Genomic DNA, 15,999 nt, shown 5'->3' with positions numbered 1-15,999 from the left:
AGCATGTGCGGTCGGTACGCGGCGAGCCGGAAGCCGGAGGATCTCGTCGGTCTCTTCGAGGTGGAGAAGTGGGAGCCCGATGAGACCCTCGCCGCCGACTGGAACGTGGCACCTACCAAAGAGGTGTACGTGGTCCTGGAGCGCCCGGTGAAGGGCACCGACGATCCCGCCCCCGTACGGCAGCTCCGCACGCTCAAGTGGGGGCTCGTGCCCTCCTGGTCCAAGACCCCCGAGGGCGGCGCCCGGATGATCAACGCGCGGGCCGAGACCGTGCACGAGAAGCCGTCCTTCCGGCGCCCCTTCACCTCCCGGCGCTGTCTGATACCGGCCGACGGCTACTACGAGTGGGTCACCGCCGCCGAGGAGCGGCAGCTGGAGGAGAAGGGCAAGAAGAAGCGGCCCCGCAAGCAGCCGTACTTCGTCACCCCGGCCGACGGGTCGGTCATGGCGATGGCCGGTCTGTACGAGTTCTGGCGCGACAAGACCCTGCCCGACGACCACCCCAACGCCTGGTGGGTGACCTGCTCGGTCATCACGACCGAGGCGGAGACGGGCCCGCTCGGGGTGGCCCCGGCCGAGGGGCCGTCCTCGCTCGCCGACATCCACCCCCGGATGCCGCTGATGCTGACGCCCGACCGGTGGGACTCCTGGCTGGATCCGGCGCGTACGGACCTGGACGACCTGCGTGAACTGCTGGCTCCGCCGCCCGAGGGGCTGATGCGGGCCTATCCGGTGGCGACGGCCGTCAGCAACGTACGGAACAACGGTCCGGAGCTGCTGGAGGAGCTGGCCGCGCCCGAGGAGAGCACCCTCTTCTGAGCCTCCGCGCCTCCGCGCCTCCGCGCCTCCGCGCCTCCGCGCCTCCGCGCCTCCGCGCCTCCGCGCCTCCGCGCCTCCGCGCCTCCGCGCCTCCGCGCCTCCGCGCCTCCGCGCCTCCGCGCCTCCGCGCCTCCGCGCCTCCGCGCCTCCGCGCCTCCGCGCCTCCGCGCCTCCGCGCCTCCGCGCCTCCGCGCCTCCGCGCCTCCGCGCCTCCGCGCCTCCGCGCCTCCGCGCCTCCGCGCCTCCGCGCCTCCGCGCCTCCGCGCCTTCCGGGTCCTGAGAGCGCCTTCTCCTGAGGAGGACGCGCCGATGTGATCCTGGTGTCATGCAGAGCGAGACCGTCGAGACTCCCGCGGGCGACGCCCGTATCACCTGGCACCCTCCCAAGAAGGGGACGGCGGCGCGCCTTGTCCTCGCCGTCGGCCACGGCGCGGGCGGCGGCATCGAGGCGCGGGACCTCCAGGCCCTCGCCGCCGCCCTGCCGCCGCTCGGGGTGACCGTGGCCCTGGTCGAGCAGCCCTGGCGGGTGGCCGGGAAGAAGCTCGCGCCCGCTCCGAAGACCCTCGACACCGGCTGGCGGGCACTCTGGCCGGCGCTGGCGAAGCCCGGTCTGCCCGTCGTGGCGGGCGGACGCAGCGCCGGGGCGCGGGTGGCCTGCCGTACGGCGCGGGAGCTGGGCGCCCACGCCGTACTGGCGCTGAGCTTTCCGTTGCACCCGCCGGGCCGGCCCGAGAAGAGCCGCGCCGCCGAACTGCTCGGCGCCGGGGTGCCGACCCTCGTCGTCCAGGGCGGGAACGACCCCTTCGGGAAGCCCGGGGAGTTCCCCGGGCAGTTTCCGGACGGGCGTTCCGACGGCGGTTACGAGCTGATCGAGGTGCCGTACGGAGACCACTCCTTCAACGTCCCCAAGCGGGCCACCCTCAGTCAGGAAGAGGCCCTGGCCGTGATCACCGACGGCGTCGGGAAGTGGATCGCATCACAGTCGGCCCGCTGACGCGGCGTGTCCGGTCACCCGGGAATGTGCGGTCGGTGACGACTGTTGTGCGAGGTGTCGGTATACAGATCCTGGAAAGGGAGTCCGTCGTATGGGATCGACCATCTGCCCCGCCCGGTCGCACGCCACCGAAGTGGAGTGGACGGTGCTCTCCGCACCCAGGACCACACACGCCAGGTCGTCGGCCGAGGCGCCCACGAAGCCCGCCCGGACACAAGGTCGACTATTCTCCGATTCGAGTGGGTCCGCCTTCGGGCCTGCCACAGCGTTGGAGGAGGTGGGTCCGGTCACTGGGACCGACACAGGGACCGACGACGGCCACAAGGAAGAGTCAGCCGCCGAGCGCAACGCCCGATTCGAGCGGGACGCACTCGGCTATCTCGACCAGATGTACTCGGCCGCCCTGCGCATGACGCGCAACCCGGCCGATGCCGAGGATCTCGTGCAGGAGACCTACGCCAAGGCGTACGGCTCCTTCCACCAATTCCGTGAGGGCACCAACCTCAAGGCGTGGATGTACCGCATCCTCACCAACACCTTCATCAACTCGTACCGCAAGAAGCAGCGAGAGCCCCAGCGCAGCGCCGCCGAGGAGATCGAGGACTGGCAGCTGGCGCGCGCCGAGTCGCACATGTCGACCGGTCTGCGTTCCGCCGAGTCCCAGGCGCTCGACCACCTTCCCGACTCCGACGTGAAGGAAGCGCTCCAGGCGATTCCCGAGGAGTTCCGCATCGCGGTGTATCTCGCCGATGTAGAGGGCTTTGCGTACAAGGAGATCGCGGACATCATGGGGACACCCATCGGTACGGTGATGTCGCGGCTGCACCGTGGCCGGCGTCAACTGCGCGGCATGCTTGAGGACTACGCCCGCGAGCGCGGGCTTGCCCCGGCCGGCGCCGGAGAGTCGTCGGACGATCGGAAAGGCTCGGGCTCATGAGTTGCGGAGAGCCGCACGAGACGGATTGCTCAGAGGTCCTTGACCACCTCTACGAGTATCTCGACCGGGAGATGCCGGACAAGGACTGCACGAAGTTCGAGGAGCACTTCGACGAGTGCTCGCCGTGTCTGGAGAAGTACGGACTCGAACAGGCCGTGAAGAAGCTGGTCAAGCGGTGCTGCGGACACGACGACGTACCCACCGACCTGCGCGCCAAGGTCATGGGGCGCATCGACCTCATCCGTGCGGGCCACACCGTGCCCGAGCGGGATGTGACAGCCGTCGACACGGACCGGACGGCCACGGCCGGGGAGTAACGGTCGAGCGGCCGGGCCGCAGAAATACGCCTTCGGGGCGCGCCGCGCACATCGCGGCGCGCCCCGCGTGCGTTCGCGCGCGCATCACCCGATGGTGCTAATCGCCGCCGCCGGCCCGTGAGCCCTCACCCAACTCGCTAGCCTGACGCTTTGTTTCGGGCCGGTGCCAAGTGGTGGGGGCGGGGTGAAGGCACGGTGAAGGCCACTCCTGGGGCTGCGCGGGTCTACATCTGCTGCGCCGTGCTGGCCGCGCTCGCGTGCGTGCTTCCCGCGTTCACGCTGCCCGCGTTACGTCCCTTCTCCGCGGCGGGGCCGGACAGTCTCTGGCCCGCCGTGCTCCTCCTGGGCACGCTGTACGCCCTCTGCGAGACCCCCGCCCGCTTCCGCCTCCTCAGGAGGCCGGTACGCGGCTCGGTGCCCGTCGTCGCCGGATCGTTCTTTCCCGTACTGCTCGCCGCGGCGTTCCTGCTGCCGCCCGCCGCGGCGGCCCTCGTGGCCGTTCCCGGCGGGCTCTGCGGCCGGGTGGCGCGGCGGCCGGCCGGGGTCCGCCGCGTATGGCGGGCCGCTCAGCTCGCTATCGCCACCTGGGCCACCTCCCTGGCCCACCGGCTCCTCGCGGGCCCGGCCGCGCTCGGCGGCACCGCGCACTCCGGCCACGGCAGCCCCGGCGTCCCGGACTTCCCGTACGCCCTGCTGCCCGCGGGGGCCGGAGCGCTCGCCTTCTGTCTGGTCCTGAGCGCGCTCGACGGCGGCATCTTCGTGACCGCCGAACGCCAGTCCGTCCGCACGGCCTGGCGCGGCCTGCTGCCGCGCTCGCTCGCACCGTACGGCGCGCACGCCCTGGCGGGCCTGATGATGGCCGTGCTCTGGCGCAGCCCGTACGGCCCGCCCTCCGCGCTCTTCGTACTGCTGCCGGTCTACATCTCCTGCTGGGTCTTCGCGCAGTACCACCGCGAACGCGCCGCGCACCAGGCGACCATCAGGGCACTCGTGCAGGCCGTCGACATCAAGGACCGGTACACACGCGGCCACAGCGAACGTGTCGGGCGGGCGTCGGCGATGATCGCCCGCGAGCTGGGCATGGACCACGAGCGCCTGGAGGTCCTCCGGTTCGCCGGAATCCTGCACGACGTGGGCAAGCTCGGTGTCCCCACGCGCGTGCTGCGCAAGGACGGCCCGCTGACCCCCGAGGAGCGGCGCGTCATCGAGCTGCACCCCGAGTACGGCCACGAGATCGTGCGCGGCATCGGCTTCCTCGGGGAGGCCAGGCTGGCGATCCTGCACCACCACGAACGGCTGGACGGCAGCGGCTATCCCTACGGCCTGGCGGGCGCCGAGATCCCCGAGTTCGCACGCGTCGTCGCCGTCGCGGACGCCTTCGACGCGATGACATCCACCCGGTCCTACCGGCGGGCGCGGCCCGTGGCGACGGCGCTGGTGGAGCTGCGGCGGTGCGCGGGCAGTCAGTTCGACCCGCGGATGGTGGGGGCGCTCGTCAGCGCGCTCGACCGGTACGGCTGGCAGACCGATGTCACCTCGGACGAGGCACACGCCGTACCGGCCGCGCCCCGGGAGCCGTCGGAGCCGCCCCCGAGGGCGCCCGCCGTGGCAGCGACGCCGCTGCTCCCCGCGCCGCCCGCGAACGGCGCCACTGCCGTCTGCGAAAACGTCCCGCCACCGCGTCCGCAGGACCGCTCCCGTACGGCACCGGCCCCTGACCGTCCGGGCACCCCCGGCGGCGGCGGATGACCGCCCCGCCGGCCCCCGCCGGCCCCCACGCCTTACCCCCGCGCCGCTCCCTCACCCTCCTCGCCGTCCACGGCGCCGCGCTCGCGCTCGGCGGGCTCGGTCTCTGGTCCACCCTCTGGCGCGGAATCACCGAGCCCCGCAACGCCCTCGCCTTCGGCGTCCTCATCGCCGTCGGCGAACTCGTCCGCAGGGGCGCCCTCCCCGGCGAGCGCGAGCCCGCGCCCCTCGGGGCCGCCGGAGCCCTCGCGTACGCCATGCTCGGGCAGAGCGCGGGCCGCCCCGTGGAGCACGGCGTCCTCCAGACCGTCGCCGTCGTCGTCGCGGCGGTCCTCGTCGGAGCCGTACCGCATCTCGCGCGCGGCCGGGGACCCGTGCTCGACCATGTGACCCGCCGCGTGCTCACCGTCGCCTTCGCCGCCGTCTGCTTCCAACCGCTCGTCGCCTCGGGCGAGTTGGGAAAGCGGGTCGGCGAAGGCCCGTACTACGCCCTCCTGATCCTTCTCCTGCCGATCCTGACCGCCCTGTGCGACGCGGTCCTCGCCGCGCTGATGCTGCGCGCCCGCACCCGCCATCCGTACGGACCGCTGCTCCGCGACGAGCTGCGCGCCCTCATCGGCATCGGCTCGGCCGTCTGCGCGACCGGCGCGGTGATGGCCCTCGGCGTCGCCGTGGCGGGGCTCTGGGCGCTGCCCGTCTTCTGCGTGCCGTTGCTGCTGACGCAGCTCTCGTTCCGGCGGTACGCGGCGGTCCGCACGACCTACGGGCAGACCATCGCCTCGCTCGCCCGCGCCACCGAGATCGCCGGCTACACCCGCCACGGCCATGCCCGCAGGGTCGCCGAGCTCAGCCGCGCGGTCGGCCGCGAGCTGGGCCTCTCCGGGGCCGAGCTGACCGTCCTGGAGTACGCGGCGCTGATGCACGACATCGGCCAGCTGTCGCTCGTCGACCCCGTGCCCGACGGCGCGACCGCGCTGCTGCCGGTCACCGAGCAGCGGCGGATCGCGCTGCTCGGCGGGGCCGTCGTACGCCAGACCGGGGTCCCGCCTGCGGTCGCCGTGGTCGTGGAGCGGCAGGCCGATCCGTACCGCGAACAGCCCCTCCCGGCCCGGATCGTCCGCGCCGTCAACGCGTACGACGATCTCGCCGGGGCGGGCCCCGGGAGCCCCGGAGGGGCGACGGGGCCGCTCAGCGCCCTGGAGCGGCTGCGCCTCGGCACCGGCCACGACTACCAGCCCGAGGTGGTCGAATCCCTGGCGCGCGTCCTGTCACGCGGTGGTCTGACCCCTGGTCGTGCTGGGTAACCCATGGGTAAGGAGCGAGCGTCCGACCGGGCATGGTTGGATGCGAAGAGGAGTCCAAGAGGGTGTCCGGGGGCACAGACCCGAGCGACCGGCAGGCGGGAATCGTGAAGATCTTCGGGAAGGTACGGCATCGGCCCTCCGCCTCGTGGCGGCAGGCCACCGACCGCGCGTTCACGCTGATCGGCGACGGACGGTACGAGGACGCGGGTGCGCTGCTCACCCGGGCGGCGGATCTGGAGCCCTGGCTCTCCGAGTCCTGGTTCAACCTGGCTCTTCTGCACAAGTTCCGGCACGACTGGGAGCAGGCGCGGGCCGCCGGGCTGCGCGCCGTCGCGCTGCTCGACAAGGAGGCCGGGGCACCCGACTGGTGGAACGTGGGCATCGCGGCCACCGCGCTCCAGGACTGGCCGCTGGCCCGGCGGGCCTGGCAGGCGTACGGGCTGAAGGTGCCCGGCAATCAGTACGCGGCCGCGGCGACCGGCGAGCCCGTCGGTATGGAGCTGGGCAGCGCGGCCGTCCGGCTCTCGCCCGAGGGCGAGGCCGAGGTCGTCTGGGGCCGCAGGCTGGACCCGGCCAGGATAGAGATCCTGTCCATCCCGCTGCCGTCCTCGGGGCGCCGCTGGGGCGAGGTCGTCCTGCACGACGGCGTGCCGAACGGCGAGCGCACGACGGCCGCCGGTTCGAACGGCTCCGCGCGGGCCTTCCCGGTCTTCGACGAGATCGAGCTCTGGGCGCCGTCCCCGGTGCCGACCTGGGTGGTGCTGCTGGAGGCGGCGACCGAGTCCGACCGGGACGCCCTGGAGCGGCTGGCGGCCGACGCGGGCTTCGCCGCCGAGGACTGGTCGTCCTCCGTACGGCTGCTGTGCCGGGCCTGCTCGGAGAGCCGGATGCCGAGCGCCGAGGGCGACGGCGAGCATCTGGACCCGCACGACCACAGCGAGCCGGGGCATCCGGGGCCGCTCGGCCATCGCACGGAGGGCGAGCTGTGGGTGCCTGAGCGCGAGTGCGGGATAGCCGCGCCTCCCGGGCTGGTCCGCGGCCTGCTGGACGGCTGGGTCGCCGACAGCCCGGACACACGTGAGTGGCGGGACCTCGAAGAGGTCTGCTGAGACCGTGGAGGCGCGTGCCCGGCGGCGCGCGTGACGGACAGGGGCGGTGGGGGCTGCGGGGGCTGCGATGTGGGCCGGTTCCCGGGCATCGAGCCGGTGACGCGACCGCGGGCCGTAGGCTGTACGGGCACATCGCGCGGGCAGCGGTGTTCAGGCAGCAGCGGGTACCGAGGAAGGCGTACTGCGGACATGGCGCAGCAGGAGACGGACCAGATGACCGAGGGCGGGACCTCCCAGGCGGAGCGGGGGGACGGGTTCGTCGCGGGCGGCGAGGGGATTGTCGACGACGAGGGTTTCGTCGTCGACTCCGAGGACGCGGAGGCGCGTGAGCTCGCCTACCGCGAGCGCGGCACGTCGCGGCCGATCACCGTCGTCGGCAATCCGGTCCTGCACAAGGAGTGCGCGGACGTCACCGAGTTCGACGACAAGCTCGCCGCGCTCGTGGACGACATGTTCGCCAGTCAGCGGACGGCGGAGGGCGTGGGCCTGGCCGCCAACCAGATCGGCGTGGACCTGAAGGTCTTCGTGTACGACTGCCCCGACGACGACGGCGTGCGCCACGTGGGCGTCGTGTGCAACCCGGTGCTGGACGAACTCCCGCCCGAGGACCGGAACTTGGAGGACGGCAACGAGGGCTGCCTCTCCGTGCCGACGGCGTACGCGGAGCTGGCGCGCCCCGGCTACGCGGTGGTGCGGGGCCAGGATCTCCAGGGCAAGCCGGTCAAGGTGCGCGGCACGGGCTACTTCGCGCGCTGCCTCCAGCACGAGACGGATCATCTGTACGGATACCTCTACATCGACCGGCTCTCGAAGCGCGACCGCAAGGACGCGCTGCGGCAGATGGAAGAGGGCACGCCGCGCTACGAGGTCGTGCCGAACGCCTGACGGCGGCTGTCCGGCGCCCGAGTTGGCTTATCAGCCTCCGAGCGGCCCCGTTCCCGATCTCCGGGAGCGGGGCCGCCGACGTCGCGGTGGACTGCCGGTGAAGTGCGGGTCCCGGCGCCATTGGTCCGACAACTGTCCCTGGTCGGGGGCGGGTTGACGCGCGTCGACCCGTACGCCACTCTCTGCCGTACATCTCGCCTCGACCATGGAGACCCGATGCTCAGACGAACCGCACGCATTCTGCTCAGCCTTGTCATGACCCTGTCGTTCGCGGTGGCTGGGGCGGTCGTCACCGCCGGCCCGGCGCAGGCCGACGGCTGCTACACCTGGTCCGGAGCCCTCTCCCAGGGGTCCAGCGGCGCCGCTGTGACCCAGCTCCAGATCCGGGTGGCCGGCCATGTGGGCAACGCCGCCCCGCTCGTCATCGACGGCGAGTTCGGACCGGCGACCGCCTCCGCGGTCAAGCGCTTCCAGTCCGCCTACGGGCTGGCCGCCGACGGTGTCGCGGGCCAGAACACCTTCAACAAGATCTACGAGCTCCAGGACGACGACTGCACGCCGATCCACTTCACGTACGCCGAGCTGAACACCTGCAACTCCACCTGGGACGGTGGCGCGGTGAGCGCGGCGACCGCCAAGTCCAACGCCCTGCGCACCATGTGGAAGCTGGAGGCGATGCGGCACGCGATGGGTGACCAGCCGCTCCGCGTCACCAGCGGATTCCGCTCGCAGGCGTGCAACGCCGCGGTCGGCGGGGCTTCCGGCAGCCGCCATCTGTACGGTGACGCCGCGGACATCGGGGCCGGTCCGCACACGCTGTGCGGCCTGGCCCAGAACGCGCGCAACCACGGCTTCAACGGGATCCTCGGCCCGGGGTACCCGGACCACAACGACCACGCCCATGTCGACCACCGGTCGGGCCGCTTCTGGTCCGCGCCGAGCTGCGGCGTCTGACGGTTCTCTTCTACGTCCCCGGGGGCCTCACGCGACGCGCGTGGGGCCCCTGAACGTACGCCGGTACGCGTTCGGGGTCGTCCCGAGCGTACGCACGAAGTGGTGACGCAGGCCCGCCGCGTTCCCGAAGCCGGACCGGCCGGCTATCGCGTCGACCGTCTCGGCGGTGCCCTCCAGCAACTCCTGTGCCAGCAGCACGCGTTGGCGCAGCAGCCAGCGGTACGGGGTGGTCCCCGTCTCCTGCTGGAACCGGCGCGCGAACGTGCGGGGTGACATGTGGGCGCGCTCCGCGAGCTGTTCGACGGTCATCTCGCGGTCCAGATGCCGCTCCATCCAGGCCAGCACCCCGCCCACCGTGTCGCACGCGGTGGGCAGCGGGCGCTCGATGAACTGCGCCTGACCGCCGTCGCGGTGCGGCGGCACCACCATGCGGCGGGCGATGGCGTTGGCGACCTCGGGGCCGTGTTCCTGGCGTACGACATGAAGGCAGGCGTCGATGCCCGCGGCCGTACCGGCGGAGGTGACCACCGGGCCGTCGTCCACGTACAGCACGTCGGGCTGCACGTCGGCCAGCGGGTACGCCTCCGCAAGCTCGGCGGAGTGCATCCAGTGGGTGGCGCAGCGGCGCCCATCGAGCAGCCCGGCGGCGCCGAGGGTGAACACGCCCGCGCAGACGCTGAGCACGCGCGCGCCCCGGTGTACGGCCCGGCGCAACGCGTCCAGCAGCTCCGGCGGATAGTCCCGGACGACGTACGTGTCCCCGGCCGGCACACAGATCAGATCGGCCGCCTCCAGCCGGTCGAGCCCGTGCGGGACGGAGATCGTGAACCCGGCGTGCGTACGGAGCACGGGGCCCTCGGCCGAGACGACGGCGAAGTCGTAGACGGGCAGGCCCTGCGCGCTGCGGTCGAGGCCGAAGACCTCGCAGAGCACGCCGAGTTCGAAGGGGTGGACTCCGTCGAGCAGGACGACGGCCACGTTCTTGAGCATGGCACCAGTGTGGCAGTAATTCGATGGTCCATGACAGTCCTGCCACTGCTCTTTGTTCCTTGGAGCGACGACAGTGGAGGCATGAACTCAATCGGTGGTTACCTTGTCGTACTCGCCCTTTTCGCCCTTCTCGCCCTTCCCGGGCTCATCGGACACTTCCGTGACCGCGCCATCGACCGCCAACTGCGCCGCGCGGAACACGGGGACGGCGCACCGGAACCACCGGCCGGCCGCCCGCCCACGTATGCACCAGCCCGGCGGCAACGGCACCGACCGCGTACCACAGCAGGTCAGGCCCATTGAACGGCAACCAGGCAGGCCACGAGGCGGGTACGCGCGAGAGCATCCATGCGGGGAGCCTCCATGGACAACGGTGCGTTCGCGTGGGTCATGGTGTCGTCGAGACCGTACGGGACGCATGGTGCCGTGCGCCGGTGACGATGAGCGAGACGTTCTGCCCACCGAAGCCGAATGAATTGCTGAGCACGGCCTCCTGGGGGACGTCTCGTCGCTCAGTGACGACATCGAGATCGATGTCGGGAGCGACGCCGGCCGCGGTGAGGTTACGGGTCGGCGGGATGACGCCGTGCTCCACGCTGAGGACGCCGATGAGCGCTTCGATCGCGCCGGCTGCGCCAAAGAGATGACCGAGCGCCGCCTTCGGGGCTGTCACGGTGGCGCGGCCGAAGACTTCCCCGATCGCGTGCGCCTCGGCGACGTCGCCGACCGGAGTCCCGGTGGCATGCGCATTGATGTGGCTGATCTGCTCGGGAGCAAAACCGGCTTGCGCGAGGGCCTTCCGCATGGCCGAGACCTGACCGGAGCCGTCGGCAGCGGGCGCCGTGATGTGGTGAGCGTCGGCGGCGATGCCGGCGCCGGCGAGCACCGCGTGGACGCGCGCGCCCCGGGCGCCGGCATGCTCGGTGCTCTCTAGCACCACGACAGCCGCACCTTCACTGAGGACGAATCCGCTGCGGTCCGCGGCGAACGGCCGGGATGCAGACGCGGGTTCGACGGTATGCCGCGACAGTGCTTGTGCCTGGGCGAAGCCGGCAACGGTGATCGGCGTGATCGCGGCCTCGGTCCCGCCCGCGATGACCACGTCCGCCTCACCGGCACGGATGAGCCGGGCACCCAGGGCGATCGCCTCGGCACCGGAAGAGCACGCCGAGACGGGCGTGTAGACACCTGCCCGTGCACCGTATTCGATACTGATCAGCGCCGCCGCCGCGTTGGGCATGAGCATCGGGACCGTGCGTGGCGAGACGCGCCGCGTCCCGGCCGCCTCCAGTACGTCGTCTTCCTTCAGCAGCGTCCGCACGCCCCCGATGCCCGTGCCGATCACTGCTGCGAGCCGGTCCTGGTCCACCTCTGGGGCGCCGGCATCGGCCCAGGCTTCGGCCGCCGCGGCCAAGGCCGCCTGCTGCGAGCGGTCGAGCCGCCTGGCCTGCACCGGCAGCAGCAACTCGGCGGGGTCGATCGCCATCGTCCCCGCGACGGTGTCGGGAAGGCCGGCATCTTCGTGGCCACGCAGGACGCCGCCGCGGATGCCGGACTCGCCGGCAAGCAGGGCGTCCCAGGTGGACGCCACGTCTGCCCCGAGTGGTGTGATCGCGCCGAGTCCGGTCACGACGACTTCAGTCCGGTGCATGCCCCTCAACCTTTCTTGTATGCGATACAAGCGAGAACTTCCTTGTTGTATCACATACAATTTTGGTGTGGAGAAGAAGCGAACCGAAGCTCGATCAACGTCGGCCCGGTCGCGGGACCGCGGTCGCGCGACGAGGCACCGGCTGATTGAGGCAACTGCACGGCTCTGCATGGAACGGTCCGGCGCCGAGGTGAGCGTCGCGGAGATCGCGAACGCGGCAGGCGTCTTCCCCAATCAGGTGACCTACCACTTCGGCTCCAAGGACTCGCTTCTCGTGCACGCCGCCTTTCTCGGCTTGCTGCACGACGCCCGACGGATTGAGCGCATCGGTCGCCAAGCCCCCGATGCCGCGACATTTCGGCGCAACATCGCCCGCGCAGTACTGGCGATGCCCTCGCTTCCGTCAGTCACGCGGGCACTCGCCGCCGGGATCTCCAAGCCCGAACTCGCCCCCGTGGTCGACCAGCACCTCCAGTTGCTGTTCCGGCAATCCGAGCGCTTCGTGAGCCAGCTCATCGACAGTCGCGGCTGGAGGGCCCGTCGACCGCTCAACGTGGAAGCCAGGACGTTCTGGAGCACCGCGCTCGGTGCAGTGCTGCTCGTCCGCGCCGGGGCACATGGCACCGTCGCCGAACTCGACCTCGCCGGAGCATTGACCATCCACGACGAACCCGATCCCGGTTAGCTCAGTCGAACAGGCCAGCGACGACGTGCGCGGTTCCCGCCCAACGGCGGCCTTGTCGCGGTCGGCACGTTTGCCGTCGCCGACGAACTCCACTGCTGCGGCTAGGGCGTGTTTTAGAAGTAGCGTCGTCCGCCCATCGGGCGGGGCCCACGGCGTCTGGTGCGTGCGATCGCAAGGCGGAGGATCAGCCCCGTAGATGGACCGGACGTACTTGGATGACTCCGACAACGCGGCGAGCGCGCGTGCCAGGCGTCGTGGGCCAGACGGGACTTCTAAAACACGCCCTAGGGGGTGTCTTCAACTGTCACGCCCACATCAGGAGCGACCGCCTGGCGCTCTACGCTCTTCAGGCGGCGCACGGCCGGGATCGCCAGCAGCAGTGCGCATGTGACGAGGGCCATGGACGCGGACACGTACAGCAGTGGCACGGTCCCCGCGACGAGCGCGAGCGGCCCGGCCGCCGCCTGCCCGACTGGCTTCATCACCAGCGAGCCGGCCGCGTCGTACGCGTGTACCCGGCCGAGGACATCCTGCGGGATGTGGGTCTGCACGCTCGTGTGGAACATGACGATCCAGAACGCCATGCCCACGCCGCTCACCCCGTAGCATCCGGCGATGAGCGGCGCGGGAAGGTCGAGCGCGACACCCAACGGCATGAACGCCCAAAGGATCATGGAGAGGGCACCGGCCCGGAGAGGATGCCGCGGGCGGAACCTGATCGCGACGAGCCCGCCCAGCACACTTCCCGCTCCGAGTGACGACATGACCAGGCCGAACACCGATGCTCCGTGGTCGGTGACGAGCGTGCTGTTGCCGAGGGTCATAGCGGGGCCGGCTCCGGCCAGTTGCCAGAGCATGAAGACGACGATGACGCTCCACAACCAGGTCCTGGCCCGGAACTCGCGCCATCCCTCTACGAGATCGGCCCGGAACGAGGATGCGCCGGCCCGCTCGGCCGGGCCCATCGGGACCGAGCGAAGCCGGAGCAGGCAGGCGCCGCTGGCCGCATAGGTCAAAGCGTCGAGAGCGACCACCGCCGCAGGCGAGGAGACCGCCAGCAGCAGACCGGCCAGAGACGGTCCGATGACGACGGCGACGGACTCCGAGATACGGAGAGTGGCGTTGGCCTTCTGTACGTCCTGGGCTATGAGCGGGGTGATGCTGGCGACTCCCGGCTGGAAGATCGCGCTGCCCGCCCCGATCAGGGCCAGCAGCAACAGGATCTGCCACAACTGCGGCGTACCGAGCAGGAACAGCAGCGCGAGCACTCCCTGAGAGCACAGCCGGGCTGTGTCCGAAACGACCATCAGCCGCCGAGCACCGAAGCGGTCGGACATTACCCCGCCAAAGATGATCAGCGCTGCGAACGGCGCCACGAGCGAGGCAAGCGCATAGCCCACCCCACTCGCCCCATACCCCGCCCGGATTACGGCGGCCGTGATCGCGACGGGGAGCATCGTGTCGCCCAGCAAAGAGGTCGTGCGGGCGGTGAAGAACAGCCGGAAATCCGCTGTCCACAGAGGCGGATCAGACGAGGTCTCCTTGACTTGCAGGTCACGGGTCATGTCCGAGCCAGCCACCGCTCACCGCCCCACTATGCCGTTGATTCCGACCAAGGCGACGATCTCACGCCTTGAGCGTCCTCGGTCAACGCCATTTTTGGTCGGCACGTTCAGCGCGTGCGCGCGTTTGAAGACACCGCCTAGTGCAAGGGGTCAAGAACCTGCTTGCCAGCGACAGTCAGGACCCGGACGGCCCCTGGGCGCGGTCTGCCGGCTGGCCGCGCCCTGCGACGTCGCCCCGGCCGCACCCTCCGCCGCACGGGCGCCTTCCGCCTCGGGCGCGGTGCGGGGGCCGGGCACCGCCGCGGCGACGAGGTCGAGGTGAGAGTTCATGTCCAGCTCGAACCGGCCGTAGGGGTTCACGTGTGTCCAGAGCAGCGGGGACAACGCCCGTCGGTCGGCGTTGGTGAGCCGCTTCTGCCACTTCTCCTCGCTCAGGATGTCCTGAAGCAGCAGGGTGTTGACGTGCACCAACGCTGACTGGAGCAGGTGCAGGGCGAGCATGGAGACCTCCTGGGACTCTTTGTCGGAGCCGGTCAGATCGCCGTCCTTGCCGTAGAACAGGTCGTGGTTGGCGGAGTTCCAGTTCTCCACGACCTGGAGCCCGTCGTTGATCTCGCGGCGCAGGTCCGCGTCGGCGAGGTAGTCACAGATGAACGCCGTACGAGCCGCCCGTCGAAAATCCACAGATCGTTTCCTGGCAAAGCCACCCGCGCCCGGCGCATCACGACACCTCGGGAAGTCGCCTCGCTGACGAGGTCGAGCCAGGACTGGCGGTCGGCGCGCTCCAGATCCTCACTCCAGTCCCCGCGCCGGAACGCCGCGAAGTTGTCAGCCTCGTTGTCCACACCGTACGAGTCGCGCAACTCCAGGTGGACGGCGGAGCGATGCACACCCGCCAGGATCTCAGCGAAGCTCTCCACGCGACGCCGTGTGTGGCTAGGACCCGGCGAAGGAGATGAACGTGCGCCACGGGCCGTTGGGGACGTGCAGTACGGGGCCCGGGGCGGTCTTCGAGTCGCGGATGTGGACTGTGGTGGGGGTGACAGCGATCTCGACGCAGTCGCCGCCGTCCGAGCCACTGTAGCTGCTCTTGAACCAGTCAAGGGCCGGTGGGCGGTTCGTGGACTGCTCGTACTTCATGTGTCTCCAGCCACCCGCTCGATCAACTGCGCGGAGTCTTCCGCGTTCAGAGCCTGCGTACGCAGCTTGCCATAGCGGAGGGCGAAGCCACTGACCTGAGCGGGGTCGGTGATAACCAAACCGACGCCCTGGGACTCGATGTAGCCGGCTTGGCGATGTTCCGCAGTCTCCATGAGGACAACAGGTCCGTTCAGCCCCGGGTGGAAGCCTCGGTCCGAGGGCATGATCTGGATCTCGATGTTACGCATCTCGCCCTGCTTCAAGAGATGTTGAAGCTGGCCCCGTACCACCTCGATGCTGCCCGCCATGCTCTTCAGGGCTGTCTCGCCGATGATGAAGCAGGTCTCCACCATGGGCGTTCGAGTCAGCAGTTTCTGTCGGCTGAGCCTGGCCTCAATGTTCTGGTCGATCATCTCCTCGCTGAGCGGTGGGCAGTGCGCCGAGAACAGTGCCCGCGCGTACTCCTCGGTCTGTAGCAACCCGGGAATGAGCAGAGGCTCGTAGCACATCCGGCTGATCGCCTCCGCCTCGATCAGGGCGAAGTCCTGGAAGAACAGCGGGAGTTTTGCGAGATCCACATCGTCCTGCAGAGCAGCCAGTGCCCCGTGCGCGTCCAGAACCAGCTCCGCCTTCTCGGTGAACGCGGATTTGGCCGGTCTCCTGCCCTGTTCGATGGAGGCGACCAGTTCGAGCGAATAGCCCACTGCCTCCGCGAGGCCCTCTTGCGTCAGGCCCGCTCTGTGCCGGAAGAGCTTGACCAACTTGCCGTAGCCGACCCAGATGCCCGGCCGGTTGTCGACCGGCGTCCCTTGCCTCTTCTGACGGCTCGTGGCTCCCATACGCCTCACACCCCAACGTACCGATGTGCGAATGTAGTTCACCATCCAACGCGGGCCGTGACCT

Annotated in this window: 16 protein-coding genes and 1 pseudogene; 10 read left to right on the top strand and 7 right to left on the bottom strand. The window is 70.6% G+C overall.

Annotated elements, in window-relative coordinates:
• Nucleotides 1-3: 3 nt before the first annotated feature.
• From OIE74_RS12130 to OIE74_RS12090, 9 genes are all read left to right on the top strand, one after another.
• Nucleotides 4-819, top strand: coding sequence for an SOS response-associated peptidase (locus OIE74_RS12130; protein WP_329381849.1), 816 nt, complete (start codon nt 4-6; stop codon nt 817-819).
• A gap of 325 nt (nt 820-1,144) precedes the next feature.
• Nucleotides 1,145-1,813 carry an alpha/beta hydrolase family protein gene (locus OIE74_RS12125; protein WP_329381846.1) on the top strand — a complete coding sequence of 223 codons (669 nt, stop codon included), beginning with the start codon at nt 1,145-1,147 and terminating at the stop codon, nt 1,811-1,813.
• 277 nt (nt 1,814-2,090) lie between these two features.
• A complete protein-coding gene (locus tag OIE74_RS12120; protein WP_023538783.1) occupies nt 2,091-2,750 on the top strand; it encodes a sigma-70 family RNA polymerase sigma factor in 660 nt (219 codons plus the stop codon).
• Entirely contained in the window at nt 2,747-3,067 is a 321-nt protein-coding gene (gene rsrA, locus OIE74_RS12115; protein ID WP_189105560.1) for a mycothiol system anti-sigma-R factor, read from the top strand. The genes OIE74_RS12120 and rsrA overlap by 4 nt, the downstream gene beginning before the upstream one ends.
• Nucleotides 3,068-3,262: 195 nt before the next feature.
• Nucleotides 3,263-4,816, top strand: a complete 1,554-nt coding sequence (locus OIE74_RS12110; RefSeq protein ID WP_329381841.1) for an HD-GYP domain-containing protein — start codon at nt 3,263-3,265, stop codon at nt 4,814-4,816.
• Nucleotides 4,813-6,117, top strand: coding sequence for an HD-GYP domain-containing protein (locus tag OIE74_RS12105; RefSeq protein ID WP_329381839.1), 1,305 nt, complete (start codon nt 4,813-4,815; stop codon nt 6,115-6,117). The genes OIE74_RS12110 and OIE74_RS12105 overlap by 4 nt, the downstream gene beginning before the upstream one ends.
• Nucleotides 6,118-6,221: 104 nt before the next feature.
• Nucleotides 6,222-7,226 (top strand): tetratricopeptide repeat protein, encoded by a 1,005-nt coding sequence (locus OIE74_RS12100; RefSeq protein ID WP_329392264.1) that lies wholly within the window; start codon nt 6,222-6,224, stop codon nt 7,224-7,226.
• A gap of 189 nt (nt 7,227-7,415) precedes the next feature.
• Complete coding sequence (def, locus tag OIE74_RS12095; RefSeq protein ID WP_443076090.1) at nt 7,416-8,111, top strand: peptide deformylase; 696 nt, start codon at nt 7,416-7,418, stop codon at nt 8,109-8,111.
• A 216-nt stretch (nt 8,112-8,327) separates the two neighbouring features.
• The gene (locus OIE74_RS12090; protein WP_329381836.1) at nt 8,328-9,065 is read left to right on the top strand and encodes a D-Ala-D-Ala carboxypeptidase family metallohydrolase; all 738 of its coding nucleotides are present in this window, start codon (nt 8,328-8,330) and stop codon (nt 9,063-9,065) included.
• 27 nt (nt 9,066-9,092) lie between these two features.
• Here the strand turns inward: OIE74_RS12090 and OIE74_RS12085 are convergent, their stop codons facing one another.
• Complete coding sequence (locus OIE74_RS12085) at nt 9,093-10,055, bottom strand: GlxA family transcriptional regulator (RefSeq protein ID WP_329381833.1); 963 nt, start codon at nt 10,053-10,055, stop codon at nt 9,093-9,095.
• A gap of 388 nt (nt 10,056-10,443) precedes the next feature.
• Nucleotides 10,444-11,706, bottom strand: coding sequence for a beta-ketoacyl-[acyl-carrier-protein] synthase family protein (locus tag OIE74_RS12080; protein WP_329381829.1), 1,263 nt, complete (start codon nt 11,704-11,706; stop codon nt 10,444-10,446).
• A gap of 67 nt (nt 11,707-11,773) precedes the next feature.
• Here OIE74_RS12080 and OIE74_RS12075 point away from each other — a divergent pair, with 67 nt between their 5' ends.
• Nucleotides 11,774-12,391, top strand: a complete 618-nt coding sequence (locus OIE74_RS12075) for a TetR/AcrR family transcriptional regulator C-terminal domain-containing protein (protein ID WP_329381826.1) — start codon at nt 11,774-11,776, stop codon at nt 12,389-12,391.
• Nucleotides 12,392-12,675: 284 nt separating this feature from the next.
• On the opposite strand, the gene OIE74_RS12070 is transcribed toward OIE74_RS12075, so the two are convergent.
• The 5 genes and pseudogenes from OIE74_RS12070 to OIE74_RS12050 all read right to left on the bottom strand — a co-directional run bounded on the left by OIE74_RS12070 (nt 12,676) and on the right by OIE74_RS12050 (nt 15,935).
• Entirely contained in the window at nt 12,676-13,956 is a 1,281-nt protein-coding gene (locus OIE74_RS12070) for an MFS transporter (RefSeq protein ID WP_329381824.1), read from the bottom strand.
• Nucleotides 13,957-14,106: 150 nt separating this feature from the next.
• On the bottom strand, nt 14,107-14,640 hold the full coding sequence (locus OIE74_RS12065; protein WP_329381821.1) for a Tn3 family transposase: 534 nt from the start codon (nt 14,638-14,640) through the stop codon (nt 14,107-14,109).
• Nucleotides 14,641-14,672: 32 nt separating this feature from the next.
• Nucleotides 14,673-14,876: pseudogene (locus OIE74_RS12060) on the bottom strand (DUF6879 family protein); the annotation flags it as partial.
• A 16-nt stretch (nt 14,877-14,892) separates the two neighbouring features.
• Nucleotides 14,893-15,096, bottom strand: a complete 204-nt coding sequence (locus OIE74_RS12055) for a DUF397 domain-containing protein (protein ID WP_329381818.1) — start codon at nt 15,094-15,096, stop codon at nt 14,893-14,895.
• A complete protein-coding gene (locus tag OIE74_RS12050; protein WP_329381816.1) occupies nt 15,093-15,935 on the bottom strand; it encodes a helix-turn-helix domain-containing protein in 843 nt (280 codons plus the stop codon). The genes OIE74_RS12055 and OIE74_RS12050 overlap by 4 nt, the downstream gene beginning before the upstream one ends.
• Nucleotides 15,936-15,999: the final 64 nt, after the last annotated feature.

Source organism: Streptomyces sp. NBC_01716, assembly GCF_036248275.1.
GTDB lineage: Bacteria > Actinomycetota > Actinomycetes > Streptomycetales > Streptomycetaceae > Streptomyces.
This window is presented reverse-complemented; position numbering and strand designations above follow the sequence as displayed.

What these genes read in the sequence shown, in the direction of transcription:
- OIE74_RS12130 (WP_329381849.1), top strand. Translation starts at nt 4, where the DNA reads ATGTGCGGTCGGTACGCGGCGAGCCGGAAGCCGGAGGATCTCGTCGGT.
- OIE74_RS12125 (WP_329381846.1), top strand. Translation starts at nt 1,145, where the DNA reads ATGCAGAGCGAGACCGTCGAGACTCCCGCGGGCGACGCCCGTATCACC.
- rsrA (WP_189105560.1), top strand. Translation starts at nt 2,747, where the DNA reads ATGAGTTGCGGAGAGCCGCACGAGACGGATTGCTCAGAGGTCCTTGAC.
- OIE74_RS12105 (WP_329381839.1), top strand. Translation starts at nt 4,813, where the DNA reads ATGACCGCCCCGCCGGCCCCCGCCGGCCCCCACGCCTTACCCCCGCGC.
- def (WP_443076090.1), top strand. Translation starts at nt 7,416, where the DNA reads ATGGCGCAGCAGGAGACGGACCAGATGACCGAGGGCGGGACCTCCCAG.
- OIE74_RS12090 (WP_329381836.1), top strand. Translation starts at nt 8,328, where the DNA reads ATGCTCAGACGAACCGCACGCATTCTGCTCAGCCTTGTCATGACCCTG.
- OIE74_RS12085 (WP_329381833.1), bottom strand. Translation starts at nt 10,055, where the DNA reads ATGCTCAAGAACGTGGCCGTCGTCCTGCTCGACGGAGTCCACCCCTTC.
- OIE74_RS12080 (WP_329381829.1), bottom strand. Translation starts at nt 11,706, where the DNA reads ATGCACCGGACTGAAGTCGTCGTGACCGGACTCGGCGCGATCACACCA.
- OIE74_RS12070 (WP_329381824.1), bottom strand. Translation starts at nt 13,956, where the DNA reads ATGACCCGTGACCTGCAAGTCAAGGAGACCTCGTCTGATCCGCCTCTG.
- OIE74_RS12055 (WP_329381818.1), bottom strand. Translation starts at nt 15,096, where the DNA reads ATGAAGTACGAGCAGTCCACGAACCGCCCACCGGCCCTTGACTGGTTC.
- OIE74_RS12050 (WP_329381816.1), bottom strand. Translation starts at nt 15,935, where the DNA reads ATGGGAGCCACGAGCCGTCAGAAGAGGCAAGGGACGCCGGTCGACAAC.